The sequence below is a fragment of the Streptomyces sp. SKN60 genome (assembly GCF_026236535.1).
Lineage (GTDB): Bacteria > Actinomycetota > Actinomycetes > Streptomycetales > Streptomycetaceae > Streptomyces.
Genome location: NZ_JAHTMW010000009.1, coordinates 49,259 through 74,708, shown reverse-complemented (window position 1 = coordinate 74,708; position 25,450 = coordinate 49,259). Strand labels below are relative to the sequence as shown.

General features: G+C 69.9%; 25 protein-coding genes, 1 tRNA gene and 1 pseudogene. 16 read left to right on the top strand and 11 right to left on the bottom strand.

What is annotated here, in order from left to right; translation table 11 throughout:
- Nucleotides 1-18 precede the first annotated feature (18 nt).
- Nucleotides 19-1,260 carry a hypothetical protein gene (locus KV205_RS16725; RefSeq protein ID WP_374214678.1) on the top strand — a complete coding sequence of 414 codons (1,242 nt, stop codon included), beginning with the start codon at nt 19-21 and terminating at the stop codon, nt 1,258-1,260.
- 15 nt (nt 1,261-1,275) lie between these two features.
- Here KV205_RS16725 and KV205_RS16720 read toward each other — a convergent pair whose 3' ends face one another.
- Nucleotides 1,276-1,821 carry a YbjN domain-containing protein gene (locus KV205_RS16720; RefSeq protein WP_265865162.1) on the bottom strand — a complete coding sequence of 182 codons (546 nt, stop codon included), beginning with the start codon at nt 1,819-1,821 and terminating at the stop codon, nt 1,276-1,278.
- Nucleotides 1,822-1,925: 104 nt separating this feature from the next.
- Here KV205_RS16720 and KV205_RS16715 point away from each other — a divergent pair, with 104 nt between their 5' ends.
- A complete protein-coding gene (locus KV205_RS16715) occupies nt 1,926-2,372 on the top strand; it encodes a hypothetical protein (RefSeq protein ID WP_265865161.1) in 447 nt (148 codons plus the stop codon).
- 26 nt (nt 2,373-2,398) lie between these two features.
- Here the strand turns inward: KV205_RS16715 and clpB are convergent, their stop codons facing one another.
- Nucleotides 2,399-4,990 carry an ATP-dependent chaperone ClpB gene (clpB, locus tag KV205_RS16710; protein WP_265865160.1) on the bottom strand — a complete coding sequence of 864 codons (2,592 nt, stop codon included), beginning with the start codon at nt 4,988-4,990 and terminating at the stop codon, nt 2,399-2,401.
- A 141-nt stretch (nt 4,991-5,131) separates the two neighbouring features.
- On the opposite strand from clpB, the gene KV205_RS16705 reads away from it, so the two are divergent.
- A complete protein-coding gene (locus KV205_RS16705) occupies nt 5,132-5,545 on the top strand; it encodes a pyridoxamine 5'-phosphate oxidase family protein (protein WP_265865159.1) in 414 nt (137 codons plus the stop codon).
- Between the two features lie 114 nt (nt 5,546-5,659).
- Here KV205_RS16705 and KV205_RS16700 read toward each other — a convergent pair whose 3' ends face one another.
- On the bottom strand, nt 5,660-5,995 hold the full coding sequence (locus tag KV205_RS16700; RefSeq protein WP_128984295.1) for a (2Fe-2S)-binding protein: 336 nt from the start codon (nt 5,993-5,995) through the stop codon (nt 5,660-5,662).
- A 321-nt stretch (nt 5,996-6,316) separates the two neighbouring features.
- On the opposite strand from KV205_RS16700, the gene KV205_RS16695 reads away from it, so the two are divergent.
- Complete coding sequence (locus KV205_RS16695) at nt 6,317-7,321, top strand: helix-turn-helix transcriptional regulator (protein ID WP_265865158.1); 1,005 nt, start codon at nt 6,317-6,319, stop codon at nt 7,319-7,321.
- Between the two features lie 61 nt (nt 7,322-7,382).
- Here KV205_RS16695 and KV205_RS16690 read toward each other — a convergent pair whose 3' ends face one another.
- From KV205_RS16690 to dnaK, 4 genes are read right to left on the bottom strand one after another with little or no spacing between them, the layout of a single operon-like run.
- Complete coding sequence (locus tag KV205_RS16690) at nt 7,383-7,829, bottom strand: heat shock protein transcriptional repressor HspR (RefSeq protein WP_265865157.1); 447 nt, start codon at nt 7,827-7,829, stop codon at nt 7,383-7,385.
- Between the two features lie 4 nt (nt 7,830-7,833).
- Complete coding sequence (gene dnaJ, locus KV205_RS16685) at nt 7,834-9,018, bottom strand: molecular chaperone DnaJ (protein WP_265865156.1); 1,185 nt, start codon at nt 9,016-9,018, stop codon at nt 7,834-7,836.
- 51 nt (nt 9,019-9,069) lie between these two features.
- The gene (gene grpE, locus KV205_RS16680; RefSeq protein ID WP_265865155.1) at nt 9,070-9,708 is read right to left on the bottom strand and encodes a nucleotide exchange factor GrpE; all 639 of its coding nucleotides are present in this window, start codon (nt 9,706-9,708) and stop codon (nt 9,070-9,072) included.
- Nucleotides 9,708-11,552: a molecular chaperone DnaK gene (gene dnaK / locus KV205_RS16675; protein ID WP_265865154.1), complete on the bottom strand. Its 1,845-nt coding sequence runs from the start codon at nt 11,550-11,552 to the stop codon at nt 9,708-9,710. The genes grpE and dnaK overlap by 1 nt, the downstream gene beginning before the upstream one ends.
- 246 nt (nt 11,553-11,798) lie before the next feature.
- Between dnaK and KV205_RS16670 the strand changes: the two genes are divergently transcribed.
- Nucleotides 11,799-12,308 carry a sugar transferase gene (locus KV205_RS16670; protein WP_265865153.1) on the top strand — a complete coding sequence of 170 codons (510 nt, stop codon included), beginning with the start codon at nt 11,799-11,801 and terminating at the stop codon, nt 12,306-12,308.
- 128 nt (nt 12,309-12,436) lie between these two features.
- A complete protein-coding gene (locus tag KV205_RS16665; RefSeq protein ID WP_265865152.1) occupies nt 12,437-14,692 on the top strand; it encodes a (Fe-S)-binding protein in 2,256 nt (751 codons plus the stop codon).
- Between the two features lie 70 nt (nt 14,693-14,762).
- Here the strand turns inward: KV205_RS16665 and KV205_RS16660 are convergent, their stop codons facing one another.
- Nucleotides 14,763-15,794: a hypothetical protein gene (locus KV205_RS16660; protein WP_265865151.1), complete on the bottom strand. Its 1,032-nt coding sequence runs from the start codon at nt 15,792-15,794 to the stop codon at nt 14,763-14,765.
- Between the two features lie 205 nt (nt 15,795-15,999).
- On the opposite strand from KV205_RS16660, the gene KV205_RS16655 reads away from it, so the two are divergent.
- Nucleotides 16,000-16,890, top strand: a complete 891-nt coding sequence (locus tag KV205_RS16655) for a Yip1 family protein (protein WP_265865150.1) — start codon at nt 16,000-16,002, stop codon at nt 16,888-16,890.
- 96 nt (nt 16,891-16,986) lie between these two features.
- On the opposite strand, the gene KV205_RS16650 is transcribed toward KV205_RS16655, so the two are convergent.
- The gene (locus KV205_RS16650) at nt 16,987-17,490 is read right to left on the bottom strand and encodes a phosphoribosyltransferase (protein WP_265865149.1); all 504 of its coding nucleotides are present in this window, start codon (nt 17,488-17,490) and stop codon (nt 16,987-16,989) included.
- Between the two features lie 13 nt (nt 17,491-17,503).
- Entirely contained in the window at nt 17,504-18,079 is a 576-nt protein-coding gene (dcd, locus tag KV205_RS16645; protein ID WP_030690788.1) for a dCTP deaminase, read from the bottom strand.
- A gap of 389 nt (nt 18,080-18,468) precedes the next feature.
- Here dcd and KV205_RS16640 point away from each other — a divergent pair.
- Both KV205_RS16640 and KV205_RS16635 read left to right on the top strand, forming a co-directional pair.
- Nucleotides 18,469-18,542 (top strand) — tRNA-Gly (locus tag KV205_RS16640).
- A gap of 123 nt (nt 18,543-18,665) precedes the next feature.
- Nucleotides 18,666-18,887: a hypothetical protein gene (locus KV205_RS16635; protein WP_265865148.1), complete on the top strand. Its 222-nt coding sequence runs from the start codon at nt 18,666-18,668 to the stop codon at nt 18,885-18,887.
- Nucleotides 18,888-19,531: 644 nt separating this feature from the next.
- Here KV205_RS16635 and KV205_RS16630 read toward each other — a convergent pair.
- The gene (locus KV205_RS16630; RefSeq protein WP_265865147.1) at nt 19,532-20,068 is read right to left on the bottom strand and encodes a DUF5994 family protein; all 537 of its coding nucleotides are present in this window, start codon (nt 20,066-20,068) and stop codon (nt 19,532-19,534) included.
- Between the two features lie 248 nt (nt 20,069-20,316).
- On the opposite strand from KV205_RS16630, the gene KV205_RS16625 reads away from it, so the two are divergent.
- The 7 genes and pseudogenes from KV205_RS16625 to KV205_RS16595 all read left to right on the top strand — a co-directional run bounded on the left by KV205_RS16625 (nt 20,317) and on the right by KV205_RS16595 (nt 24,968).
- Entirely contained in the window at nt 20,317-20,589 is a 273-nt protein-coding gene (locus KV205_RS16625; protein ID WP_265865146.1) for a hypothetical protein, read from the top strand.
- A 139-nt stretch (nt 20,590-20,728) separates the two neighbouring features.
- Nucleotides 20,729-21,940 carry a PP2C family protein-serine/threonine phosphatase gene (locus tag KV205_RS16620; protein ID WP_265865145.1) on the top strand — a complete coding sequence of 404 codons (1,212 nt, stop codon included), beginning with the start codon at nt 20,729-20,731 and terminating at the stop codon, nt 21,938-21,940.
- Between the two features lie 191 nt (nt 21,941-22,131).
- Nucleotides 22,132-22,692, top strand: coding sequence for a DUF5994 family protein (locus KV205_RS16615; protein WP_265865144.1), 561 nt, complete (start codon nt 22,132-22,134; stop codon nt 22,690-22,692).
- A 324-nt stretch (nt 22,693-23,016) separates the two neighbouring features.
- Nucleotides 23,017-23,220, top strand: a complete 204-nt coding sequence (locus KV205_RS16610; protein ID WP_265865143.1) for a cold-shock protein — start codon at nt 23,017-23,019, stop codon at nt 23,218-23,220.
- 362 nt (nt 23,221-23,582) lie between these two features.
- Complete coding sequence (locus tag KV205_RS16605) at nt 23,583-23,873, top strand: CBS domain-containing protein (protein ID WP_265865142.1); 291 nt, start codon at nt 23,583-23,585, stop codon at nt 23,871-23,873.
- 82 nt (nt 23,874-23,955) lie between these two features.
- Nucleotides 23,956-24,141, top strand: a pseudogene (locus KV205_RS16600) (SCO5918 family protein); the annotation flags it as partial.
- A gap of 488 nt (nt 24,142-24,629) precedes the next feature.
- Entirely contained in the window at nt 24,630-24,968 is a 339-nt protein-coding gene (locus KV205_RS16595) for a MerR family transcriptional regulator (RefSeq protein ID WP_219664784.1), read from the top strand.
- Nucleotides 24,969-25,450 lie beyond the last annotated feature (482 nt).

Sequence of the window (25,450 nt, the reverse complement as noted above, 5' to 3'; positions counted from 1 at the left end):
ATTCGCCCCATACTCGGTTTGCCGTGCGCACGGAGGTGCCCCCTGTCCGCCGAGACCCTCGACCGGCCGGCGTCCGCCGCCGCGCCCGCCGTCCCACCCGTACGGCGGGCGCCGTGGTGGCGGGCGCCCCGGTGGCGGGCGTCGCTGCGCCGGGCGGCCCCCGCCCTCGGGCTCTTCGCCGCCGCCCGGCTCACCGGAATACTGGTGCTCGCCCTGTGGGCCCGGCACATCGGGCGCTCCCCGCGGGCGCTGCTCGCGAAGTCCTGGGACTCCGACTGGTACACCCGGATCGCGGCGCACGGCTACGGGCACACGCTGACCTGGCCGGACGGGGTGGTCCAGTCCGACCTGGCGTTCTTCCCGCTCTATCCGGGGCTCGTCCGGGCCGTCACCGGCGTGCTGCCCATCAGCGGCGGCACGGCCGGGCTGCTGCTGTCCTGGTCCGCCGCCGGGGCCGCGGCCTGGGGGATCTTCCTGGTCGCGGAACGGCTCGCCGGCCGCCGCACGGCCGTGCTCACCGTGCTGCTGTGGGGGCTGCTTCCGCACTCGATCGTGCTGTCCATGGCGTACACCGAGCCGCTGATGACCGCCTTCGCGGCCTGGGCGCTGTACGCGCTGCTCACCCGGCGCTGGCTGTGGGCGGGGGCCCTGGCCGCGCTGGCGGGTCTGTCCCGGCCCAACGGGGTCGCCATCGCCGCCGCGGTGCTCGCCGCGGCCGGCCTGGAGCTGTGGCGGCGGCGCGGACGGGTCGCCCGGCCGGTGTGGGCGGGGGCCGCGCTCGCGCCCGTCGGCTGGCTCTCGTACCTGCTGTGGGTCGGCGCCCGGCGCGGCGATCTGCTCGGCGGCTACTTCGCCGTGCAGGACGGCTGGACCTCGCGCTTCGACTTCGGGCGGGGCGCGCTCCGCTTCGTACGGGACATGCTGACCGGCACCACCCAGTTCGGCTTCGCGATGGCCCTGGTGATCACCGGGGCGGGGGTGCTGCTCTTCGCGCTGCTCGTGAGCGGGGAGCGGGCGGAGCGGCCGCCGCTGCCGGTGCTCGTCTACACCGGGGTCCTCGTCCTGATCACGGTCGGCGGCTCGGGCTTCTTCGAATCGAAGCCGCGCTTCCTGCTGCCGGCCTTCCCGCTGCTGCTGCCGCTGGCCCGCGCGATGACGAGAGCCCGGCCGGGCGCCGCGATCGTGGTGATCGCGGGCCTGGCCGGGCTCTCCTTCGCCTATGCGCCGTACGCGCTGACGCTCGCGCGCATGGCTCTTTGAGCGCTCTCCGAGTGACTACTCGGCGTCGCCCTCGCCGTCGCCGGACTCCTTGTCCTCCGGGGACTCCAGGCCGAACTGCTCGACGATCCACTTGTCGAACTCGATCGACGCGCGGACCCAGCTGACGGTGGAGGACACGAAGTGCTCCAGAGCCACGCCGGTGCCGATCAGCATCTGGGCCTCACCGATGAGACGGAGGGTGGCGGAGCCGTCCTCCTCCTCGTGCAGGTGGGTGTAGACCTTGGGCCACAGGGTGCGCCGGTTCCAGTCGTCGATCGCGTCGAGGATCTTGGCCCGGTCGTCCGCGGCGTGCGGGCGGTCGTAGAACGTGCGGACCGAGAAGACCTGCTGCTCGGCCTCGCCGCGGAACATGAAGTACGTGCGGAAGTCCTCCCACGGCGCCGCGAGGTCACCCTCGTCGTCGACGATGTACTTCAGCTCCATCTGGTCGAGCAGCTGCTTGACCAGGTCCTGGTCGGGGACGACGGGGCCCGCCGGTCCTCCGGCCTGAGGCTGGGGCTGTGCCCCGAAATTAGGAATCGAGGACGGGTCGATGCTCACCGGGATTTCCCTTCGTACGGATGCCCGCCATCCTCCCCCATGGCGGGCGGGGCGTGGCAAGTCCCCACGGCGCGATCAGCTGCGGGCTGACATGATCTCGACCCATGGGGGTCAAGGAGACGGACACACGGAAGCGTCGCTCGCACCGCTGGATCTGGATCGCGTCGGCGGTGAGCACGCTCCTGCTGCTGCCGGCCGGGTGCGTGGCCTGGGCCGCGTACTCGTTCTCGGAGTCCACCAGGGAGCAGCCCGTGGACTGCGGCAAGGCGCTGGACTACGCGTGGGCCACGCTGCCGCGCAGCGCCCGTGACGCGCACTGCACCGCGATGCACTGGCAGGACACCTACGTCGAGGCACAGTTCCGGATGCCCGCCGCCGAGGTGGCCGGCTGGGTGGCCGGAAGCTATCCCGCGGCGCAGGCCTCGTCGTACGAGGAAGGGCTCCACGTCTCGTACCCGCCGAAGGCCGGGTGGGCGTACGAGGTCGGGATCCACGTGCGGTACGAGGGCGGGGACACCGCCCTCGTACGCGTCACGGCCTACGACTCCTAGCCTTCCGGGCCCCGGGGCCCCCGGCCCTACTCCGCGCGCCCCACGATCAGCCCCTCCTCGAAGCGGTCCACCCGGACCGTGTCGCCCTCGCGGACCTCGCCCGCCAGGATCTCCTTGGCGAGGCGGTCGCCGATCGAGGTCTGGATCAGGCGGCGCAGCGGGCGGGCGCCGTAGGCCGGGTCGTTGCCCTCCTCCGCGAGCCAGGCCAGGGCCTCCGGGGTGATCTCCAGGGTGAGGCGGCGGTCGGCGAGGCGGCGGGCCAGGCGGTCGATCTGGAGCTGGGCGATGCGGGCCAGCTCGGTCTGCTCCAGGGCGGAGAAGACCACGATCTCGTCGAGCCGGTTCAGGAACTCCGGCTTGAAGCTCGCCCGGACGACCTCCAGGACCCGCTCCCGCTTCTCCTCCGGCCCCGTCAGGGGGTCGACGAGGAACTGGCTGCCCAGGTTGGACGTCAGGATCAGGATCGTGTTGCGGAAGTCGACCGTGCGGCCCTGGCCGTCGGTGAGGCGGCCGTCGTCGAGGACCTGGAGCAGGATGTCGAAGACCTCGGGGTGGGCCTTCTCCACCTCGTCCAGGAGGACGACGCTGTACGGGCGGCGGCGGACGGCCTCGGTGAGCTGGCCGCCCTCCTCGTAGCCCACGTAGCCGGGGGGCGCGCCGACGAGACGGGCGACGGAGTGCTTCTCCGCGTACTCCGACATGTCGATGCGGACCATCGCCCGCTCGTCGTCGAAGAGGAAGTCGGCGAGGGCCTTCGCGAGCTCGGTCTTGCCGACGCCGGTGGGGCCGAGGAAGAGGAAGGAGCCGGTGGGCCGGTCGGGGTCGGCGATGCCGGCCCGGGTGCGGCGCACCGCGTCGGAGACGGCCCGCACGGCCTCGCTCTGGCCGATCAGGCGCCGGCCGAGCTCGTCCTCCATGCGCAGCAGCTTCTGCGTCTCGCCCTCCAGGAGACGGCCGGCGGGGATGCCGGTCCAGGCGCCGACGACGTCGGCGATGTCGTCCGGGCCGACCTGGTCCTTGACCATCGTGTCCTTGGCGGCCTCCTGCTGGGCCTCGGCCTCGCTCGCCGCCTCCAGCTCTCGCTCCAGGGTCGGGATCTCGCCGTAGAGCAGCTTGGAGGCGGTGTCGAAGTCGCCGTCGCGCTGGGCGCGCTCGGCGCGGCCGCGCAGCCCGTCGAGCTGTTCCTTGAGCTCGCCGACCCGGTTGAGGGACTGTTTCTCCTTCTCCCAGCGGGCGGTGAGCCCGCGCAGCTCCTCCTCGCGGTCGGCGAGGTCGCGGCGCAGCTTCTCCAGGCGCTGGCGGCTGGCCTCGTCGGTCTCCTTGGAGAGGGCGAGCTCCTCCATCCGCAGCCGGTCGACGGTGCGCTGGAGCTCGTCGATCTCGACGGGCGAGGAGTCGATCTCCATGCGCAGCCGGGAGGCGGCCTCGTCGACCAGGTCGATGGCCTTGTCGGGGAGGAAGCGGGAGGTGATGTAGCGGTCGGAGAGGGTCGCGGCGGCGACCAGCGCGGAGTCGGCGATCTGGACCTTGTGGTGGGCCTCGTAGCGTCCCTTGAGGCCGCGCAGGATGGCGACGGTGTCCTCGACGGACGGCTCGGCGACCAGGACCTGCTGGAAGCGGCGCTCCAGGGCGGGGTCCTTCTCGATCCGCTCGCGGTACTCGTCGAGCGTGGTGGCGCCGACCATGCGCAGCTCGCCGCGGGCCAGCATCGGCTTGAGCATGTTGCCGGCGTCCATGGCGGAGTCGCCGCCGGCGCCCGCGCCGACGACGGTGTGCAGCTCGTCGATGAAGGTGATGATCTGGCCGTCGCTCTCCTTGATCTCGGAGAGGACGGTCTTCAGGCGCTCCTCGAACTCGCCGCGGTACTTGGCGCCGGCGACCATCGCGCCGAGGTCGAGGGAGACCAGACGCTTGTCGCGCAGCGACTCGGGCACGTCGCCCTTCACGATCCGCTGGGCGAGGCCCTCGACGACGGCGGTCTTGCCGACGCCGGGCTCGCCGATGAGGACCGGGTTGTTCTTGGTGCGGCGGGAGAGGACCTGGACGACGCGCCGGATCTCGTGGTCGCGGCCGATGACCGGGTCGAGCCTGCCCTCGCGGGCGGCGGCGGTGAAGTCGGTGCCGAACTTCTCCAGCGCCTTGTACGAGCCCTCGGGGTCGGCGCTGGTCACCCGGCGGGTGCCGCGGGTCTTGGTGAAGGCGTCCTGGAGGCGGGCGGCGGTGGCGCCCTGCCCGTCGAGCAGCTCGCCGGCGCGGCCGCCCTTGGCGGCGATGCCGATCAGCAGGTGCTCGGTGGAGAGGAAGTCGTCGCCGAGCTTCTTGGCGCGGGCGTCGGCGTCGGCGATGACGGCGAGCAGCTCACGGCTGGGCTGCGGGGGCGCGACCGTGGACCCGGTGACGCTGGGCAGCGCGGCGAGCAGCCGCTCCGCGCCGGAGCGTACGGCGGCCTGGTCGGCCTCGACGGCGGCCAGCAGGTCGGTGATGTTCTCGTTGTCCGCGCCTGCCAGCAGGGCCAGCAGCAAGTGCGCGGGGGTCAGATCGGCGTGCCCCTGGGACACGGCGCGGCTGCTCGCCGCGTTCAGCGCGTCCCGGCTCCTGTTGGTCAGTTCGGCGTCCACGTGCGGGGTCTCCTCCTCGGATACGGCGGCTCTCGACGACTTTGCGACGACTCCTTCTTTATGACTCTTCCAGCGTACACAAAGTTGAGTCTATTCCGCTCAAGGTATCGACGAGAGCTCCGCCAGGAGTAGTTTCCGGGCATGGCGATCGATCCGAGCAAGCCCACCGACTCGTACCTCAGCTTCTGGCGCGAGTACCACATGTGCACGCTGACCACGCCCCGGCCGGACGGCACCCCGCACGTGGTGGCGGTGGGCGTCACGTACGACCCCGAGGGCGGCGAGAAGGGCATCGCCCGGGTCATCACGAACAAGCACAGCCGGAAGGTCGCCAACGTCCTGGCGGCGGGCGCGGAGGGCGCGCGGGTCGCGGTCTGCCAGGTGGACAAGGGGCGCTGGGCCACCCTGGAGGGCGTGGCGCGGATCCGCACCGAGGCGGAGGTCGTCGCGGACGCGGTGGACCGCTACGCGGCGCGCTACAACCGGGTACCGACGCCGAACCCGGACCGGGTGGTCATCGAGATCGCGCTGACCCGCGCGATGGGCCGCGCCTGAGGCCGGCCGTATCCACGCAGCAGAAAGCACAGCGGCGCCATCGCGTTTCAGGTCCGCGATGGCGCCGCTGTGTGGGGGAAGCACCTGAACGATCTACAACGACGGGGGAATCGTTCAGGCACTGCGGGGGGTGGCGGTGATGGTCTCGGTCCCGACCAGCGGGGACTCGACCAACTGGTGGTCGCGCTGATCGAGATTGACGAAGATCATGCCGTACCGGATGGCACAGCGGACGGGCTGTGGGGCGCCGCGGGGGCGGCGAAGACACCGGTAGGCCCGGACGTCCTCGTCCTGCTCGCGAGCGACCACGATCGGCTCTCCGAACAGGGTCACCATCAGCGAGTCACCACGGTGGGGGATGGCCGTGACGAGATCGATGAAGTGCCAGCCGGAGCGATAGGCCGAGGCCATCTCCCGTCGGAAGGACCGGTCGTCCGGCGGGACGATCATGCTTCCTGACCCGCCGGGGTGAACTCCCAGGACGGCTCACCGGGAAGTGCGAGGACGACGTTCGCAGGGGTGCTCTCCCACGAGGGCTCATTCGGCTCCGCCATCACGGAAAGCGACGGGGGAACCTCCCACGAGGGCTCGCCGCTCAGGGCGAGTGCGCCGAGAGCAGCCGCCGCAACGGCTATGGCGCCAAGTGCACGAACCATCCTGGTCATGGCCGATCTCCACCTCTTTTGATCACTACCTCCCCCCCGCGTCCAAAACGATGGCCCACGATCGACCCCTGCACCAGCCGCGCCGGGCATCATGTTCCTGTAATTCATGACCCTGAGGGGGGTGCATATGGGGCGAGAATCCATCGAATCCGGACATAACCACAGTCGCGGGGAACTGTGCGACGTGGCCAAAGAGCTGTATGCACGTGCTCTGCGGACGGGTCGCCTCCCCCGCGCCGAAGCCGATGCCGCACCATGCCTCACCGAACTCGTCCTGCTCCGCCCCGACCCGGACGACGCGGAGTGGCTGTATCCGGTGCCGCCGTCGGTCGCCCTCAACCGGCTCATACACCCGATCGAGCAGGAGATCCAGACCGGGCGCCACCAAGCCATCGCCCTGGCCGACGCGTTCGAGCCGTTCCTGGCGATGAGCACCCGGGAATCCTCCACCGGCAGCGGGATCACCGTGCTCGAAGGCCTCGGCGCGATCAACGCGACCCTCGACCGCGTCATCAGCGAATGCACGGAAGAACTGCTCACCATCCAGCCCGGCAGCGGACGACGCCCCGAGACCCTCGAAAAGGCCCTGCGCCGGATGGAGCCGCTGTTCGACCGCGGGGTCCGCATGCGCACGCTCTACCAGCACACCGCCCGGCACCACCCCGCGACCCTGGCCTACGTCGAACGCGTGGCGCCCTACGGCCTTGAGCTGCGCACCCTCGAAGAGATCATCGACCGGCTGATCATCGTCGACCGGAAGGTCGCCTTCGTACCGGCCCGCAGCGACCGCCAGGTCGCGCTCGAACTGCGCCACGAGGGCCTCGTGCAGTATCTCGTCGGCGTCTTCGACCAGTTCTGGCTGCACGGCGCCCCCTGGGAGGAGGAGGTGCCGTACACGCCCTCCGTGGACGGCATAGGCGGCGTCCAGCGCTCCATCGCCAAGCTCCTCGTCGAGGGCCATGTCGACGAGGCCATCGCCCGCCGCCTCGGCATGAACGTGCGCACCTGCCGCGCCCACATCGCCAAGCTCGCCGCCGCCCTCGGCAGCGGCAGCCGCGCCCAGCTCGGCTATCTGATCGCGCGCTCGGGCATCCTCGACGCGGACACCTGAACCGCACGACGACGAGGCCCCCTCCGCCGGAGCGGAGGGGGCCTCGTCGTACGAAGGAGCGCTACTCGCCGCGCTTGTGGCCCGGACGCCAGACCACCAGCGCGCTGGCCTGCTGCACGTCCGTGTACGGGACCAGGTCACGCCGGTACGAGGCGTGCACCTGGGCCTCGCGCTGGCGCATGGCCGCCGCCGCGCCCTCGACCGCCGTCGACAGCTCGGCCACCCGGGCCTGCAGCGCCGCGACCTGGTTCTCCAGTTCGATGATGCGCTTGATGCCGGCCAGGTTGATGCCCTCGTCCTGGGACAGCTGCTGCACCTGGCGGAGCAGCTCGATGTCCCGGGCCGAGTAGCGCCGGCCCCGGCCCGCCGTGCGGTCCGGCGAGACCAGGCCGAGGCGGTCGTACTGGCGCAGCGTCTGCGGGTGCAGGCCGGAGAGCTGGGCCGCCACCGAAATGACGTACACCGGGGTCTCTTCGGTCAGTTCATACGGGTTCCGACGGCGGTCCATCTCCTCAAGCTCCCTTCGCGGCCTGGAACAGCTCTGCCCGGACGTCCTCGCCCGCGGTGGCCTCGCGGAAGGTCTCCAGGGCCTCGCGGGCCTTGTCGGCCAGTTCCTTGGGCACCGCGACCTCGACCGTGACGAGGAGGTCGCCGCGGGTGCCGTCCTTGCGGACCGCGCCCTTGCCGCGGGCCCGCATGGTGCGCCCGTTGGGGGTGCCGGCGGGCAGCTTCAGCGTCACCGCCGGGCCGCCCAGGGTGGGCACCTTGATCTCGCCGCCGAGCGCCGCCTCGTCGAAGGTGACGGGCACGGTGACGGTGAGGTTGTCGTCCTTGCGGCCGAACACCGGGTGGGCGTCGACGTGCACGACGACATACAGGTCGCCGCTCTGCCCGCCGCGCTCGCCCGGGGCCCCCTTGCCGCGCAGCCGGATCTTCTGGTTGTCGCTGACCCCCGCCGGGATGCGGACCTGCATGGTGCGGGAGGACTTGGCCCGCCCGCTGCCCTTGCAGACCTCGCAGGGGTTCTCGGCGATCAGGCCGCGGCCCTTGCAGTCCACGCACGGATCGGTCAGCGAGAAACCGCCGCCGCTGCCGCGCGAGACCTGCCCGGTGCCGACACAGGTCGGGCACACCCGCGGCGTGCCGTTCTTGTCGCCGGTGCCCGAACAGGCCTTGCAGGGCTGCTGGCTGGACATCCGCAGCGGCACGGTGGCGCCCTCGATGGCCTCGGTGAAGCTGAGCGTCACCTCGGACTCGATGTCCTGGCCGCGGCGCGGCTGGGTGCGGGTGCCCGCACCGCCCGCGCCGCGGTTGAACAGGCCGCCGAAGACGTCGCCGAGACCGCCGCCGAAGCCGCCGGCCCCACCGGGACCGCCGCCCTGGCCGCCGAAGAGGTCGCCCAGGTCGAAGTTGAACGAGCCGCCCGCGCCGCCCGGCCCGCCGGCCCGGAAGCCGCCGTTGCCGAACAGGGCGCGCGCGTCGTCGTACTCCTTGCGCTTCTTCGGGTCGCCGAGGACGTCGTTCGCCTCGGAGATCGCCTTGAAGCGCTCCTCCGCCTGGGTGTCGCCCTTGTTGGCGTCCGGGTGGTTCTCGCGGGCGAGCTTCCGGTACGCCTTCTTGATCTCGGCGTCCGTGGCGTCCTTGGGGACGCCGAGAACCTTGTAGTAGTCCTTCTCGACGAAGTCCTTCGTGCTCATCGACGTCCCTCCTCCCGCTCGCGGGTGTGACCGGTGGAGCCGGTGCGGCTCTTAATCGTTGTCCTTCTCGGAGTCGTCCGACTCCTCCGCCTTCGCCGCGCCACCGGGCTGGGCGCCCGGCTGCGGCTCGGCGACGGCCACCCGCGCGGGGCGGACCGTGCGCTCGCCGATCCGGTACCCCGGCTGCAGGATCGCCACGCAGGTCGTCTCGGTGACGTCCGGCGCGTACGAGTGCATCAGGGCCTCGTGGATCGTCGGGTCGAAGGGCTCGCCCTCCTTGCCGAACTGCTGCAGACCCATCTTGGCGACGACGGTCTCCAGCGACTCGGCGACCGACTTGAACCCGCCCACGAGCTCGCCGTGGTCGCGGGCCCGGCCGATGTCGTCGAGCACGGGCAGGAGCTCGGTCACGAGGTTCGCGACGGCGATCTCCTTGACCGTGACCCGGTCCCGCTCCACACGGCGGCGGTAGTTCTGGTACTCGGCCTGGAGCCGCTGGAGGTCACCGGTGCGCTCGGAGAGCGCGGTCCGGGTCTGGTCCAGCTGCGCGAGCAGTGCTACGTCCGTAGCGTCCCCGGCCGGGGCCGCCCCCTCCGCCTGCGCGGCGGAGTCGGCGGCCTCGGTCTCCTCGGGCGTGCCGTCGGCGGGGACGTCGGGCTTCTCCTCGAAGCCCGGGGTGTCCTCCGACATCAGGCAGCGCCGCCCTTCGGCTTGTCCTCGTCCACGATCTCGGCGTCGACGACGTCGTCGTCCTGCGCCTGAGCCTGACCGGCGTCAGCGCCGCCCGCGGCCTGCGCGCCCTGGGCGTCGGCGTACATCGCCTGGCCGAGCTTCTGCGAGACGGCCGCGACCTTCTCGGTGGCGGTACGGATCTCGGCGGAGTCCTCGCCCTTGAGCTTCTCCTTCAGCTCGGCGACGGCGGCCTCGACCTCGGTCTTCACGTCGCCCGGGACCTTCTCCGCGTTGTCCGCGAGGAACTTCTCGGTCTGGTAGACGAGCTGCTCGCCCTGGTTGCGGGTCTCGGCGGCCTCGCGGCGGCGGTGGTCCTCCTCCGCGTACTGCTCGGCCTCCTGGCGCATCCGGTCGACCTCGTCCTTCGGCAGCGAGGAGCCGCCGGTGACGGTCATCTTCTGCTCCTTGCCCGTGCCCAGGTCCTTCGCGGTCACGTGCATGATGCCGTTGGCGTCGATGTCGAAGGCGACCTCGATCTGCGGGACGCCGCGCGGGGCCGGCGGGAGGCCGGTCAGCTCGAACATGCCGAGCTTCTTGTTGTACGCCGCGATCTCGCGCTCGCCCTGGTAGACCTGGATCTGCACGGACGGCTGGTTGTCCTCGGCCGTCGTGAAGATCTCCGAGCGCTTGGTCGGGATCGTGGTGTTGCGCTCGATCAGCTTGGTCATGATGCCGCCCTTGGTCTCGATGCCGAGGGACAGCGGGGTGACGTCGAGCAGCAGGACGTCCTTGACCTCGCCCTTGAGGACACCGGCCTGGAGGGTGGCGCCGATGGCGACGACCTCGTCCGGGTTCACACCCTTGTTGGCCTCCTTGCCACCGGTCAGCTCCTTGACGAGCTCGGCGACGGCCGGCATACGGGTGGAGCCACCGACGAGAACGACGTGGTCGATCTCGGACAGGTTGATGCCCGCGTCCTTGATGACGTTGTGGAACGGGGTCTTGCAGCGCTCGAGCAGGTCGGCGGTGAGCTGCTGGAACTGGGCGCGGGTGAGCTTCTCGTCCAGGTGCAGCGGGCCCTCGGCGGAGGCCGTGATGTAGGGCAGGTTGATCGAGGTCTCCGTGGAGGAGGACAGCTCGATCTTCGCCTTCTCGGCCGCCTCGCGCAGACGCTGGAGGGCCATCTTGTCCTTGGACAGGTCCACGCCGTGACCGGACTGGAACTGCTTCACCAGGTAGTCGACGACCCGCTGGTCCCAGTCGTCACCACCGAGGTGGTTGTCACCGTTGGTGGCCTTCACCTCGACGACGCCGTCGCCGATCTCCAGGAGGGACACGTCGAAGGTGCCGCCACCGAGGTCGAAGACGAGGATCGTCTGGTCGTCCTTGTCGAGGCCGTACGCCAGGGCGGCGGCGGTCGGCTCGTTGACGATGCGCAGGACGTTGAGGCCCGCGATCTCGCCGGCCTCCTTCGTCGCCTGGCGCTCGGAGTCGTTGAAGTACGCCGGGACGGTGATGACCGCGTCGGTCACCTTCTCGCCCAGGTACGCCTCGGCGTCACGCTTCAGCTTCTGGAGGATGAACGCCGACATCTGCTGCGGGTTGAAGTTCTTCCCGTCCAGCTCGATCTTCCAGTCGGTGCCCATGTGGCGCTTCACGGACCGGATGGTCCGGTCCACGTTGGTGACCGCCTGACGCTTGGCGACCTCGCCGACGAGCACCTCGCCGTTCTTCGCGAAGGCGACGACGGACGGCGTGGTCCTGGCGCCCTCGGCGTTGGTGATGACGGTGGGCTCGCCGCCTTCCAGAACGCTGACGACGGAGTTAGTCGTGCCCAGGTCGATGCCGACCGCACGTGCCATTTCGATTCCTCCAGCTGACTGACTTGAGTGGAACTGACTCAAGGATGCACGAGGGTCGGGCGCGAGTCAACAGACCTGAGTGGAGGCGACTCAACTCTTCGCCATTCGTGCGGCTCAATGGGTGCGTCGCTCCCGGATCAGGAGGGCCGGAGGTGGGAGAGTCCGGGGAACAGAGTCCAGGAGTCCGGACATATCCCGTATCCCATGATTCCCGATCCCATAATTCTCGCCGGAAGGTGTGGGCGCATGACGGTGAAACGCGCGGTCGACCTCGCGGGCGGGCTCGCACTCCTGCTCCTGCTGTCCCCGCTGATCGCCGCCGTCGCCCTCTCGGTGACCCTCGGCTCCGGCAGTACGGCGGGCGCGCTGCGCCGCCGCCCGGTCGGCGGCCTCGGCGGCCGGACCTTCACCATGCTGACCTTCCGCACCAAGAGCCCGCTGGCCGCGCTGCCGCTCCTGCTGCATGTCGTACGGGGCCAGATGTCGCTGGTCGGACCGTGCCCGCTGGCGCCCGGCCACCGGGAGTCCACCGGGGACGGGCGGCGGCGGCTCTCCGTACGGCCGGGGATGACCGGGTTGTGGCAGATCAGCGGGCGGTCGGAGCTGCCGTGGGAGGAGCGTGAGCTGCTCGACCTCCACTATGTGGACCACCACTGGCTGGGGATGGATCTGGCGATCCTGGCGCGTACGCTTCCAGCAGTCCGTAAACGTCGCGCGGCCGCGCGGACGCCGCTCGCGACGGCAAGGGTTGCCTGAGCGACACAGATCACCGTGAGCTCCGCTACAAGTGGGGCGCTCCCCCAGGGTAATCTCGGCACGGACTAAATAAGTTACCGCTTAGTAGGCCCGTCGCCCGTCGCAGAGGCCCGCTCGAGGAGCCCGTCATGCAACTCGCCGCGATCATCGTGTCGCTGACCCTGACCGTGGTCGGCGTTGCTCTGCTCGCTCGCGCCATCGGTCAGTTCATCCGCTACTTCAAGCTCGGCCAGCCCGTCCCGGCCGGCACCCGGACCGACAACCCCTACCAGCGCAGCGTGACGCTGGTCCGGGAGTTCCTCGGCCACACCCGGATGAACCGCTGGGGCATCGTCGGTTTCGCCCACTGGTTCGTCGCCGTGGGCTTCCTGACCCTGCCGCCGACCCTCGCGCAGGCTTTCGGCCAGCTCTTCCAGGCCGACTGGACGCTGCCGATCGTCGGCGGGTTCCTGCCGTTCGAGCTCTACATCGAGTTCATCGGCGTCATGACGATCCTCGGCATCGCCGTCCTGATGGTGATCCGCCTGCTCAGCCTGCCGGGCCGGGCCGGACGCAAGTCCCGCTTCGCCGGCTCGAAGGCCGGCCAGGCCTACTTCGTCGAGTACGTCATCCTCACCATCGGCCTCGCGATCTACGTGCTGCGCGGTCTTGAGGGCGCGATCCACCACGTCGAGCACTACGAGGCGGCGTACTTCGCCTCGTACCCCCTCGTCCTGGCCTTCAAGGGCCTGAGCGTCAGCACGCTGCAGACCCTGATCTACTTCACGGCCATGGTGAAGATCAGCACCTCGTTCATCTGGATGATCGTGGTGTCGCTCAACACCAACATGGGTGTCGCCTGGCACCGCTTCCTCGCCTTCCCGAACATCTGGTTCAAGCGGAACGCGACCGGTGAGACCGCGCTCGGCGCGCTCCAGCCGATGACGTCGGGCGGCAAGCCGATCGACTTCGAGGACCCGGGCGAGGACGACGTCTACGGCGTCTCCCAGGTCGAGCAGTTCTCCTGGAAGGGCATCCTCGACTTCTCCACCTGCACCGAGTGCGGCCGCTGCCAGTCGCAGTGCCCCGCCTGGAACACCGGCAAGCCGCTCTCCCCGAAGCTCCTGATCATGTCGCTGCGCGACCACGCGCACGCCAAGGCGCCGTACCTGCTCGCCGGCGGCGGCAAGACCATGGAGGGCGAGGAGAAGGCCACCGAGGAGCAGCTGAAGGACGTCCCGGCGGCCGCCCTGGCCGAGGCCGAGCGCCCGCTGATCGGCACCGCCGAGGAGAACGGCGTCATCGACCCGGACGTCCTGTGGTCCTGCACCACCTGCGGCGCCTGCGTCGAGCAGTGCCCGGTCGACATCGAGCACATCGACCACATCGTCGACATGCGCCGCTACCAGGTCATGATCGAGTCCGCCTTCCCCAGCGAGGCCGGCACGATGCTGAAGAACCTGGAGAAGAAGGGCAACCCCTGGGGTCTGGCCAAGAAGCAGCGCGTCGAGTGGACCAAGGAGGTCGACTTCGAGGTCCCGATCGTCGGCAAGGACGTCGAGGACCTCACCGAGGTCGACTACCTCTACTGGGTCGGCTGCGCCGGCGCCCTGGAGGACCGCGCCAAGAAGACCACCAAGGCCTTCGCGGAGCTGCTGCACATCGCGGGCGTCAAGTTCGCGATCATGGGCGGCGAGGAGAAGTGCACGGGTGACTCCCCGCGCCGCCTGGGCAACGAGCCGCTGTTCCAGCAGCTCGGCCAGGAGAACGTCGCGATGCTGAACATGGCGTTCGGCGAGGACGACGAGGACGAGTCGACGAAGAAACCGAAGTCGGCGAAGAAGATCGTCTCGACCTGCCCGCACTGCTTCAACACCATCGCCAACGAGTACCCGCAGCTCGGCGGCGAGTACGAGGTCATCCACCACACCCAGCTGCTCCAGCACCTCATCGACGAGGGCAAGCTGATCCCGGTGACGCCGGTCGAGGGCCTCATCACGTACCACGACCCGTGCTACCTGGGCCGCCACAACAAGGTCTACACGCCGCCGCGCGAGATCATGTCGGCCGTCCCCGGCCTGCGCCAGCAGGAGATGCACCGCCACAAGGAGCGCGGCTTCTGCTGCGGCGCCGGTGGTGCCCGGATGTGGATGGAGGAGCGGATCGGCAAGCGCATCAACACCGAGCGCGTCGACGAGGCCCTGTCCCTCAACCCGGACATCGTCTCCACCGCGTGCCCGTTCTGCCTCGTCATGCTGACGGACTCCGTCAACGGCAAGAAGAACGACGGCAAGGCGAAGGAGAGCCTGCAGGTCGTCGACGTGGCGCAGCTGCTGCTCGACTCGGTGAAGACCCCGGCGGAGCCGGAGGCCGAGCCGGCCGAGCCGGAGCCGGCGGAGGCGTAAGCGCTGGTTGTACGCAGCTGAGGGCCGCCCCGCGTGATGCGGGGCGGCCCTTCGCCGTACGTGAGCGGGATCAGCTCTCCTGACCGCTGCCGCGGCGGTGGTAGAGGGCGAACCCGAGCCCGGCGGCACCGAGGGCGGCCATGCCGCCGCCCGCGCCGATGAGGGCGGCCTGGTGGGTGTCACCGGCCACGGGAGCGACATTCTCGGCACCGGCCTTCACGGCACCCTGGGGGACGGTGCCGCGGGGCACGACGACGGTGCTGGTCTTCTGCGGGCCGGTCTTCTGCGGGCCGGTCTTCTGGGAGCCGCTCTTCTGGGCGGTGTACTTCCGTACGAGCTTGCCGTCGAAGTCGTACACCCAGCTGTTGCCGCCCTGCTTGGGGGTGTCGATGACGACGAGGCGGTAGACGCCCTTGCCCGGCTGCGGGGCGAGCTTGAACGTCCAGCCGTGGTGGCTGAGGGTCGGCTTCTTGGGCGTGAGGGTGCCGAAGCGCAGCTCGACGCGGTTGCTCTTCTTGTAGAACTTGGCGACGGAGCCGTCGGGGAGGGTGACGCGCGCGTTGGCGTGGGTGTGCGGCGCGGGCTTGGGCTTGGGGGTGGGGGTGGGCTTCGGGGTCGGCTTCGGGGTCGGGGTCGGCTTGGGGGTGGGGACCTCGTCCATCCAGGAGGAGACGGTGCCGTCCGGCTGGAGGACCACGTGGAGGCCGTTGTTCTGCCCGTACACGGGCTGCCCGGAGGTGGTGAGGGTGTCGAGGAGGGTGCCGCCGGCCCAGATCTCGGCCTGGTAGTCGTTGGGCGTGGTCATGTAGACCTTGGCGACCGAGCCGTCGGCGAGCTTGTACGACTGGACGAAGATGCGCCCGACGACGGGATCGGTGTTGTCCTGGTCCTGCGTCTGGTCCTGGGACGGGTCCTGCGTCTGGTCCTGGGACGGGTCCTGCGTCTGGTCCTGGGACGGGTCCTGCGTCTGGTCCTGCGTCTGATTGTCGGGGTTCGGCGCCGGCTGGTCGTCGGCGAAGGCGGCGGCCGCGGGAAGGGTGAGGGCGGCGATGGTGCCGGTGGCGACGGCGGCGGTACGGAGGGTCCGACGGGTGATTCGCATGGGATTCTTCCTTCTGCCTGACTTGTTCGGCGACATTTCGAAGGTAGATGCCCGACCCATCCCTTTTACGTAGGAAATGTAACGACTACCGCACGCCTCCCCCACTCCCGCGTAACCCCTCCCGGAACCCCTAGGGGATGTCACAGCTCTGCCGCACAATCCCCGGAGGGCGCGAGTCCACAGCCGGAGCGGGTACGTTCTTGACGTGGCTGGATTCAGGAACGGACGCGGCCGGGCCAACAACCCCCCGCAGCAACAACCGCAGCAGCAGGCGCCGTACGGGTACAACGCACCCCCGCCGGGCTACCCGCAACAGCAGCGCCCGCAGCAGCAGCAGTACCCGCAGCAACAGCAGTGGGGACAGCGGCAGGGCGGCGGCCAGGCGGCGCACGGGGAGCCGGAGTACTTCGGCGACCCCTACGCCCCGCAGCAGCAGCACCCGCAGCAGAACTACGCAGCCAACAACCCGGGCCACACCCAGGTGTTCAGCGTCCACGACGACCCGTACGGCCAGGGCGCCCCGTACGAGGCCGCCCCCGCCCCCGTACCGACGGGCCCGCGGCTGCCCTGGAAGGCCCTGCTCAGCGGCATCGTGCTGCGCCCGGCGGACACCTTCATGCGGATGCGGGACCACGCGGTGTGGGGCCCGGCGCTGATCGTCACGTTCCTCTACGGCCTGCTGGCGCTGTTCGGCTTCGACCAGGCCCGCGAGGACGCGATCAACGCGACGCTGTCGACGGCGATCCCGTACGTCCTGCTGACCGGCGTCGGCTTCGTCGTCGGCGGCCTGGTCCTCGGCGCCGTCACCCACACGCTCGCCCGCCAGCTGGGCGGCGACGGCAGCTGGCAGCCCACGGTCGGCCTGTCCATGCTGATCATGTCGATCACGGACGCGCCGCGCCTGGTCTTCGCGCTCTTCCTGGGCGGCGAAAACAGCCTGGTCCAGATCGTCGGCTGGCTGAGCTGGCTGGCGGCGGGCGCGCTGCTCACGATCATGGTGAGCCGCTCCCACGACCTGCCGTGGCCGAAGGCGCTGGGCGCGTCGGCGATCCAGCTGGTGGCACTGCTGAGCCTGATCAAGCTGGGCACGCTGTAGAACTCCGGAACAACGGAAGAAACGGAAAGGCCCTCACCGCACGCCGGTGAGGGCCTTTCGCCGTTCTTCCGCCTTGGTCTCCCCTTGCCCCTTGCCTCAGGCGTCGAGGATCTGCCCTTCGCGCTTCACGACGGGCGGCTCGACGGACCAGGGGAAGTTGATCCAGTCGTCGGTCTTCTTCCACACGTACTCGCACTTCACGAGGGAGTGCGACTTCTCGTAGATGACGGCGGAGCGGACCTCGGCGACGTGGTCGACGCAGAAGTCGTGCACGAGCTTGAGGGTCTTGCCGGTGTCGGCGACGTCGTCGGCGATCAGGACCTTCTTGTCGGAGAAGTCGATCGCGTTGGGTACGGGTGCCAGCATGACCGGCATTTCCAAGGTGGTCCCGACCCCGGTGTAGAACTCCACGTTCACGAGGTGGATGTTCTTGCAGTCGATCGCGTAGGCGAGGCCGCCGGCCACGAAGACTCCGCCGCGGGCGATGGAGAGCACGATGTCGGGCTCGTAGCCGTCGTCGGCGATCGTCTGGGCGAGCTCGCGGATCGCGCGCCCGAAGCCCTCGTAGGTCAGGTTCTCGCGTGCTGGTGCTTCAGTCATGCGTGCTACCGCCTCACACCTGGGTCCGATGGAAGTTCATGTACGAGCGGGAGGCGGTCGGCCCCCGCTGGCCCTGGTACCGGGAGCCGTAGCGCTCGCTCCCGTACGGGAACTCGGCGGGCGAGCTGAGCCGGAACATGCACAGCTGGCCGATCTTCATGCCCGGCCAGAGCTTGATCGGCAGGGTGGCGAGGTTCGACAGCTCCAGGGTCACGTGCCCGGAGAAACCGGGGTCGATGAACCCGGCGGTGGAGTGCGTGACCAGGCCGAGCCGCCCGAGGGAGCTCTTCCCTTCCAGTCGGGAGGCGATGTCGTCCGGCAGGGTGATGACCTCGTAGGTCGAGGCGAGCACGAACTCGCCCGGATGCAGGATGAACGCCTCGTCCCCCTCCGGCTCGACCTCACGCGTCAGGTCGAGCTGCTCGACGGCGGGGTCGATGTGGGGGTAGCGGTGGTTCTCGAACACCCGGAAGAAGCGGTCAAGCCGCACGTCGATGCTCGAGGGCTGCACCATGGATTCGTCGTACGGGTCGATGCGAACCCGTCCGGCGTCGATCTCGGCCCGGATGTCCTTGTCTGAGAGAAGCACGCCCCCACGATACGCAGAGGGCGCGGACCTCCCCAATCGGGACCGTCCGCGCCCGCCCAGGTCAGCGCCGCTCAAGCTCCACCGGCACGGCATGCCGCAACCGCGCACACCGTGGACACCGAATCAGCCGCCCGGGCCCGATCCGCCCGGCACCGAGATGCGCGAGCGGGAACGAAGCAGTACTGAACACGTGCCCCTCGGCACAACGGACGACGGTGCGCTCCATCGAACCCATCAAGTCCCTTCCCCGACAAGTGGTGGACGAGACAGCCACATTAGGGGATCCCCACCCCTCCCCCACGGACGGCACTCCGCAGACCCGCGCTTCGCCTCGACGTGCGGGATGGGGTACAGTGTGCAACGATGCCGCATCGATCTTGGCGGCGTTTGCGGATGTAGTTTAATGGTAGAACATGAGCTTCCCAAGCTTATAGCGCGGGTTCGATTCCCGTCATCCGCTCCACTACACAGTCCCAGGTCAGAGACCTGGGACTGTTGCTTTTCATCGAGATCGCTCTCCGCCACCTCGTGCTGTGGACGTGAACGGCCGCAGTGAACGGATACGCGCGGGCGCATACTGGCGGCAATGACAAAGCCAAGTGCACCGAAGCGCCATTTGCCCACCAGCCCCTTCAAGGCCCCGGTCACGCTGCCTCCCAAGCAGTTCGCCGTAGGCGACCAGGTCACACACGACGTGCACGGCCTCGGCCGGGTCGTCGCCATCGAGGACGGGATCGCGGCGGTCGTGGATTTCGGCTCGACTCAAGAGCGGATCCTGAGTCCGTACTCCAAGATGAGCAAGCTGTAGGACCTCCGTGCCCGGTCACGGCACACCAGATCCGTCCATGGACCCGCAATGAAGAGGACCACTCTCATCGACTTGGTGGCACGAGTGCGGCTCGACGCAAGGCAGGCCAACTCCCACTTGTGACGATGGCTTCGGCATCGAGTCACGAGGCGCATCCGTTTCCGTCTCCATCCACGGCGTGCGCCGACCAGTTCCGTGCGGGTGCGACGGACTCCGATCCGTCACCGGACGAGGCGGCGGTGAACGGGCGCATGCGCATGGCGGCATGGATGAGGTCGGCCACGAACAGCACGATGCCGATGAAGAGCGGGAAGAGGGGCCCTTCGACGGGCGCCTCCTCGGTCGGACGGGAATCTCAGCGGCAGGTCAGCCGGCCCGGTCCCACCGTCGCTCCGTCCAGGTGAACGAACACCAGACGGTGGCGCGTGGGCAGACCGGCTGGCCCGGATCGCGGCCATGGCCGGCCCGTGCCCTTCAGGGCGGTGAGCAGCGGTCAACACCGGCGTCTCGGGATCGGCGAAGAATGCCATACCAAGGAGCGTTTCCGCAGGTCAGGACACAAATGATCGAGACGGGCGTCGGTGATTCCCAAGCTCATAGCGCGGGTCCGATTCCCGTCATCCGCTCTTCTGCGAAGCCCCAGGTCACCGACCTGGGGCTTCGTTGTTGTCCAGGGCGGTGCCGGCCGACGGGGCCGCGGGGTGGGGGAGTTCGGCGAGGAGGATCTCGGCGGCCTGGGTGACGTTGTCGGCGTGAACGGCGCGGGCCATGGCCGTGCGGGCGGCCTCGGGCGTGGTGGCGGGCGGGACGGCCAGGAGGGAGAAGTGGTCGTTGTCGCCTCGGGTGATCAGGACGGTGTCGTCGCCGACGGGGAAGGAGTCGAGGTGCACGACCTGGTCGTCGACGACCAGGCGGGGCGGGATGCCGTTCCAGGCGGAGGCGTCCAGGCCGACCCGGGTGATGGGGCCGAGGTGCTCGGTCAGGGCGGTGATCAGCGGCGGGAGCTCCCGCTCGACATCACGCGAGCGGGGCCACCATGCGCCGTCGAGGAGGCTCTGCCGGGACCCCGTCGTCTCCAGCCGGAGCAACGCGGTGCCCGGTCCCACAGCCCGGTGGACCTCGTCCGGCAGGAGGCGTGAAGACGGGGGGACGTGGTGGGGAGAAGTGCCTGCGTCGGTCATGATCGGGCCGTCCGTCCACGGGTGGTGCCGCTGCCGCCCGGACCGGTGCCACGGCAGACGCCGGGCCGGCGGGCGGGGCGGCGGCCCCGTTCCTTCACCGTACTCCGGGAAGACCCGCGGATGCGCCGCTCCCCGCTGCGGAGCCGTTCGGCACCGGCGGCTTCGGACGTACCGTGGACGTACGGGGGCGTGCCCGGCCCGCTCCAGGCGTTCGCGGGCGGACTTCCAGTGGAAAGGACGGTGCCGCCTTGGACCGCAACGAGTCAGAAGCAGAAGCCCTTCCGCCTCCGGGGTACGCCGAGGTCCGCATCGTCTCCGCCACCCCGGACGCCGCCCGGGTGGTGGCTGACATCCTGCGTCACTGCTTCGCCGGCGGCGAGCAGCGCAGCTACCCCACCCCTGGCGGGGGTACCCGCCTCCACCTCACCGTCGACACCGCCCACACCGCCGAACCGGCCCGGTCCTGGCTGGCCACCAGCAGGCCCCCGAGCGGCACCGGGCCTCACTCCGAAGAACCCTGACAAGGCAGCGGAGCCGACGGACGCGCGTGGCGGCCCGGGTCGCCCCGGAGCATCCTGGAAGCCGCACCGCGATGGCGTCGGATCCGGCTCATCGGCACCAGCCCCGGTCGTCGGCCCGCCACCCGCTTGGAGGCTCCGGATGACCGTCGGACGGCACGAGGACCGAGTTCACGACCGCTCGGCAGGCTTCGGGGAGACGCTGCTGGGTGGGTTCCTGGACCGAGCGCACGAGCTGCCGGCCGAACGGGTCGGGCAGGTCGTCGCCGAAACGGCGGCCCGGATCGGGGGCCGGGATGTGCAGATCCTGCTCCAGGACTACGGGCAGCAGACACTGGTCCCGCTCCCCGGCGAAGGGCTGAAGGGCGGTCGGCCCCTGCCCATCGACGGTTCGACGGCCGGCAGGTGCTTCCTCACCTCCCGCCCGGTCGAGGTGCCGCTGGCCGACGGGGTACGGCTCCACGTACCGCTGCTGCACGGCGGCGACCAGGCGGGCGTCCTGGCCGTCACCCTGGACACGGTCGATGACGACGACCGCCGCATCCTGTGCAGGCTCGCGGGCCTGACGACCGACATGATGCAGACCAAGAACCGCTACACCGATCTGTTCTTCCGCACCCGCCGCATCGAACCGATGAGCGTCGCCGCGGAGATCCAGTGGTCGCTCCTGCCGCCGCTGGCCATGACGACGCCGCGCGTCGCCGTCGCCGGAGTCCTGGAGCCCGCCTACGACGTGGCCGGCGACAGCTTCGACTACGCCCTGAACGGGGGCACCCTTCACCTCGCCATGATCGACGCCATGGGCCACGGCCTGGACGCGGCCACGATGGCGACCGTCGCCATCGGCGCGTACCGGCATGCCCGCCGGATCAGCGTCGAGCTGTCCGAGATCTATCTCTTCATGGACCGGGCGGTGGCCGAGCAGTTCGCCCCCGACCACTTCGTCACCGCGCAGATGCTGCGGCTGGACACCGGCACCGGCCGCCTCCAGTGGGTCAACGCCGGGCACCCCGCCCCCATGCTGATCCGCGACCACCGCGTCGTACGCCGCCTGAACAGCCCCACCACCCTCCCCGTCGGCTTCGGCGGAGACCAGCCGCAGGTCAGCGACGTGGCCCTCGCGCCCGGGGACCGGATCCTCTGCTTCACCGACGGTCTGATCGAGGAACACGAGGCCGGGCAGGAGGAGTTCGGCGAGGACCGGCTGATCGACCGTGTCCACCGACTGGACCAGGCCGACCGGGGCGTACGGGCCGTGGCACGCGATCTGTCCCACACGCTCAGACGGGCCCGCGGCGAGACCACCACCGACGACGCGACCCTCGTCCTCATCGAGTGGCGCGGACGAGGGTGACAGGGACGCGGCGCGTCCGGCGGCCACGCCCGCCGTCAGAACCGCCCGGCCCGCCGCCCCCGCCCGGCTCCGGCGCGGAGTACGTTGGAGGTACCGGGAGCACCTCGAACACCCGCCCCCACGCGGACGTCGTTCCCGGCGATCATCAGGCCGGGGTGCCCACAGGCACCCCGGGGACAGGTCCCAGTCTCATGATCAGCACCACCGCTCCCACCCGCCAGGCACGCCTGGCACTCACACCGCGCACCTCCCTGGCCGGGCTGCTGGACGGCGCCTGGTGGCCGTACTCACGCGATCTCGCCACCGAGCTGCCGCCCCTGGTGGACGCGCTACGGGACCGCTTCGGACGCGTCACGCGCATCACCGCGAACCCCGCGCCCTGGCCCGTCGCCCCGTACCAGGTCCCCGTCGGCGAATACGCCGTGCACATCGGCTGGTTCACCGACCAGGCTCCCGACACGATGATCCTGCTCTCGTACAACCTCGGCCGCTGCGACCTGCTCGTGATTCCCCCGGAGACCGAACCCGCCTCCGCCGCAAGGCTGATGGCCGTCGCCTCCACCCCGGGCAACCTCCACACCACGGACACCCTCATGTCCGACGAGGACGCCACCGGCCGCCGCCTGCGGGAGGCCACGGCCGGTGAGAACGCCTGGGAGACGGGGGGCGGGGCCTCATCGCAGCCCCCTTCCCACCCCCGCCCCGTCGTCGGAGCACGCATGATCCCCCTGCCGCGGAGCATGTGGAGGTGACGGCTGCCGGTCTGTCGTCTCCCCGATCTCTCCACGCCGCGAACGAGTATCTGCTCCGGCGGGATGAGAAATGCGAGGGGTCGCGCAGTCAGTCTTTTTGACGTCTAGAAATAGTGACGCCATCGGACCGGGAACGATCGAGTCCGCATGCTAGCCTCGATTTCAGTTGCAGTTGTGGTTCCCGAAACTTCAAGTGCCCCCAGTCAAGCCCGTCGGCCACTGGGAGTGCTTTTTTGTCTCCGGTCTCTCCGGCGGGGTAATCATCACGGCGACACAGCATCCGCGCAGTGCGGATGCCGATGAGCCCCCAGAAAGAGATATGACATGAGCAGTGGCACCGTGAAGTGGTTCAACGCAGAAAAGGGCTTCGGCTTCATCGCGCAGGACGGTGGTGGCCCCGACGTGTTCGCCCACTACTCGAACATCGCCTCCCAGGGCTTCCGCGAGCTGCAGGAAGGCCAGAAGGTCACCTTCGACATCGCGCAGGGCCAGAAGGGCCCGACGGCCGAGAACATCGTTCCCGCCTGACGCTGACGCGCACGACGTGGCTGGGGCCCGCATCCCTCGGGGTGCGGGCCCCAGCCGCATTCTTCTCTCCGCCGACCCGGATTCCATATCCATTCGAAGCTTTTCTCGGAATTCTCCACGTCATTCGATCGCCTGGGAATTCAGGGATGTTCACCGCGTCGATGCGGTCCCGCATGAACAGCACGGGCACCGCGCGCCGTATCCCGGACATCCGTGATGGCGTTTGCTCGCCGCGCCCGGCGCCGAAGGCGGGGGCTCGACGCGATACTTCCGACCCCGTCATGCGCTCCGGATCCCAGCCCCGGCGGCCAGAACCCTCGTACCCGGGGCCGGCACTCCTCTCTCCCACCCAGGAGCCGCATGTGACATCGGATCAGGCACAGCTCGACCCCGCGCACACCGCCGCCGGCAGCCCGCCCGCGCCCCCGACCGGCGAGGCAGAGCCGCATGTCTGGGCCGACATGACCGTCGAGGTGGCTCTGGCAGTCATGAGCGGCGCACGCACCGGGCGCCTCATCGTCCGGGACGACGACGGCCGGCCGACCGGCCTCGTCACCCGGGCCCAGCTCAACGGCTTCCGCGCCACTTCCGCCTACACAGACCGGGTACAGCTGCGTGACCTGCGCCCCGCGGGCTTTCCGTCCCGTCCTTGACGACGCGGGCCGAGGCCGAGCACACCCACCCGCCCCACCGCCGTACCAGCCGATCCCGTCTCTCCTTCTTCTGCGAGCTTCTATGCGGTGCGTCATCGCCCGCTTCCCGTTCGAGCTGACGAAGAACGGTGTCCTGGAGACGATGAAGGACGTCATCGGGCGCCGTGAGTACCCCGCCATGCAGGTCGGCGCCCTCATCACCCGCCAGGACCGCCGCGACTTCAGCGCCCGCGAGGTCGTCCGTGCCATGACCCGGCTCGGCTTCACCTGACGTACCCGCTCCGCGGCCACGGACGGCCAGGTCCGGCAGGCGTACCCTGCCCGGCACGTCCACGGCGGCCTGACCCTGCGGCGGGCGCACATCCCGTACGAGACGCGGGAACCGACTGCGTTCACGCCGACCTCCGGCTGTCGTCCGGCCGCTCTCGCGAGCGGGAGACGCTCGCCCCGGCGGAGTCACGCGGCGGAGGACCTTCGGACGTCGGCCGTGATGCGGGCACGCCCGGGATCAGGCACGGCTCCGTGGTACGGCGGTGTGGATGGCAGCATTACCCTCGGTGAAGGCGTCGGCCCCGACGCACACCGGAAGGTTGGGCGGAGAGCATCCGTGCCCGAGCGGACACGGCACCGCGAGGAGTGTGCCGGCGTGTGGCTCCGCGTGCGGACCACCACCGGATCACGGTCCTCCTCGGGCGCTCTGGTGTCCGAAGGGCCAGAGCGCAGGTCTCCTCGGCCCCTCCCCCCAGAGAGGTGAGAATGACAGCAGACGATGCCCTCGGCCGTCTCGACGATGACGACTACCCCGCCTACACCATGGGCCGGGCCGCCGACATGATCGGCACGACCCCCGGATTCCTCCGCGCTCTCGGGGAAGCCCGCCTCATCACGCCGCTGCGTTCCGAGGGCGGCCACCGGCGCTACTCCCGCTACCAGCTGCGCATCGCCGCCCGCGCCCGGGAACTTGTCGACCAGGGCACGCCCATCGAGGCCGCCTGCCGCATCATCATCCTTGAGGACCAGCTCGAAGAAGCCCAGCGCATCAACGCCGAATACCGCCGCGCGGCGGCCGAGGGAGAGCCTCCGGCCGAGGGCTGAGCGGCGCCTGCGCCCGCAGCGACTCTGCTTCTGCCCAGTGGACCGGGCAGCACCATGGCCGGACGCGCCGTCCGCCGCCATCGACCACGTGGTACCCATCGCCGCCGACGGGCCCGACACCTTGGCCGACGTGTCCGCCGTAGCCGCCCGATTCCTCGGCGATGGAGGCCCCGCCCAGCCGAGCTGATCCACCGCTCCACGGCAAAGCCCCAGGTCACAGACCTGGGGCTTGTTTGTTGGCAGACGGGTGTCGCTGCTCGCACGCCTTTCAGTCCCACGAGAAGGGGCACGCGGAGGCAACGAGCCCCCGAATCGTCTCGCCGGAGGCTCCGTATCAGTCCTCTGACCTGCACCTACGACGTCACGATCACCAGTGCGGCCCGATAGGAGCTCTGAGCGCCCGACACGGTTCACATCCTCGGCACAGCCGGTGACACCGTCTCCGTGAGGCTGGAGGCCGCGCAGGCCGACGGCTCGCTGAG

Excerpts from the sequence above, each read along its gene's own strand:
- KV205_RS16690 (WP_265865157.1), bottom strand. The coding sequence starts at position 7,829 with ATGGACCGCCGTCGGAACCCGTATGAACTGACCGAAGAGACCCCGGTG.
- KV205_RS16650 (WP_265865149.1), bottom strand. The coding sequence starts at position 17,490 with ATGACTGAAGCACCAGCACGCGAGAACCTGACCTACGAGGGCTTCGGG.
- KV205_RS16670 (WP_265865153.1), top strand. The coding sequence starts at position 11,799 with ATGACGGTGAAACGCGCGGTCGACCTCGCGGGCGGGCTCGCACTCCTG.
- dnaJ (WP_265865156.1), bottom strand. The coding sequence starts at position 9,018 with ATGAGCACGAAGGACTTCGTCGAGAAGGACTACTACAAGGTTCTCGGC.
- KV205_RS16615 (WP_265865144.1), top strand. The coding sequence starts at position 22,132 with ATGATCAGCACCACCGCTCCCACCCGCCAGGCACGCCTGGCACTCACA.
- dnaK (WP_265865154.1), bottom strand. The coding sequence starts at position 11,552 with ATGGCACGTGCGGTCGGCATCGACCTGGGCACGACTAACTCCGTCGTC.
- KV205_RS16595 (WP_219664784.1), top strand. The coding sequence starts at position 24,630 with ATGACAGCAGACGATGCCCTCGGCCGTCTCGACGATGACGACTACCCC.
- KV205_RS16705 (WP_265865159.1), top strand. The coding sequence starts at position 5,132 with ATGGCGATCGATCCGAGCAAGCCCACCGACTCGTACCTCAGCTTCTGG.
- KV205_RS16665 (WP_265865152.1), top strand. The coding sequence starts at position 12,437 with ATGCAACTCGCCGCGATCATCGTGTCGCTGACCCTGACCGTGGTCGGC.
- KV205_RS16715 (WP_265865161.1), top strand. The coding sequence starts at position 1,926 with ATGGGGGTCAAGGAGACGGACACACGGAAGCGTCGCTCGCACCGCTGG.
- KV205_RS16620 (WP_265865145.1), top strand. The coding sequence starts at position 20,729 with ATGACCGTCGGACGGCACGAGGACCGAGTTCACGACCGCTCGGCAGGC.
- KV205_RS16700 (WP_128984295.1), bottom strand. The coding sequence starts at position 5,995 with ATGATCGTCCCGCCGGACGACCGGTCCTTCCGACGGGAGATGGCCTCG.
- KV205_RS16660 (WP_265865151.1), bottom strand. The coding sequence starts at position 15,794 with ATGCGAATCACCCGTCGGACCCTCCGTACCGCCGCCGTCGCCACCGGC.
- KV205_RS16695 (WP_265865158.1), top strand. The coding sequence starts at position 6,317 with ATGACCCTGAGGGGGGTGCATATGGGGCGAGAATCCATCGAATCCGGA.
- KV205_RS16610 (WP_265865143.1), top strand. The coding sequence starts at position 23,017 with ATGAGCAGTGGCACCGTGAAGTGGTTCAACGCAGAAAAGGGCTTCGGC.
- KV205_RS16630 (WP_265865147.1), bottom strand. The coding sequence starts at position 20,068 with ATGACCGACGCAGGCACTTCTCCCCACCACGTCCCCCCGTCTTCACGC.
- grpE (WP_265865155.1), bottom strand. The coding sequence starts at position 9,708 with ATGTCGGAGGACACCCCGGGCTTCGAGGAGAAGCCCGACGTCCCCGCC.
- KV205_RS16635 (WP_265865148.1), top strand. The coding sequence starts at position 18,666 with ATGACAAAGCCAAGTGCACCGAAGCGCCATTTGCCCACCAGCCCCTTC.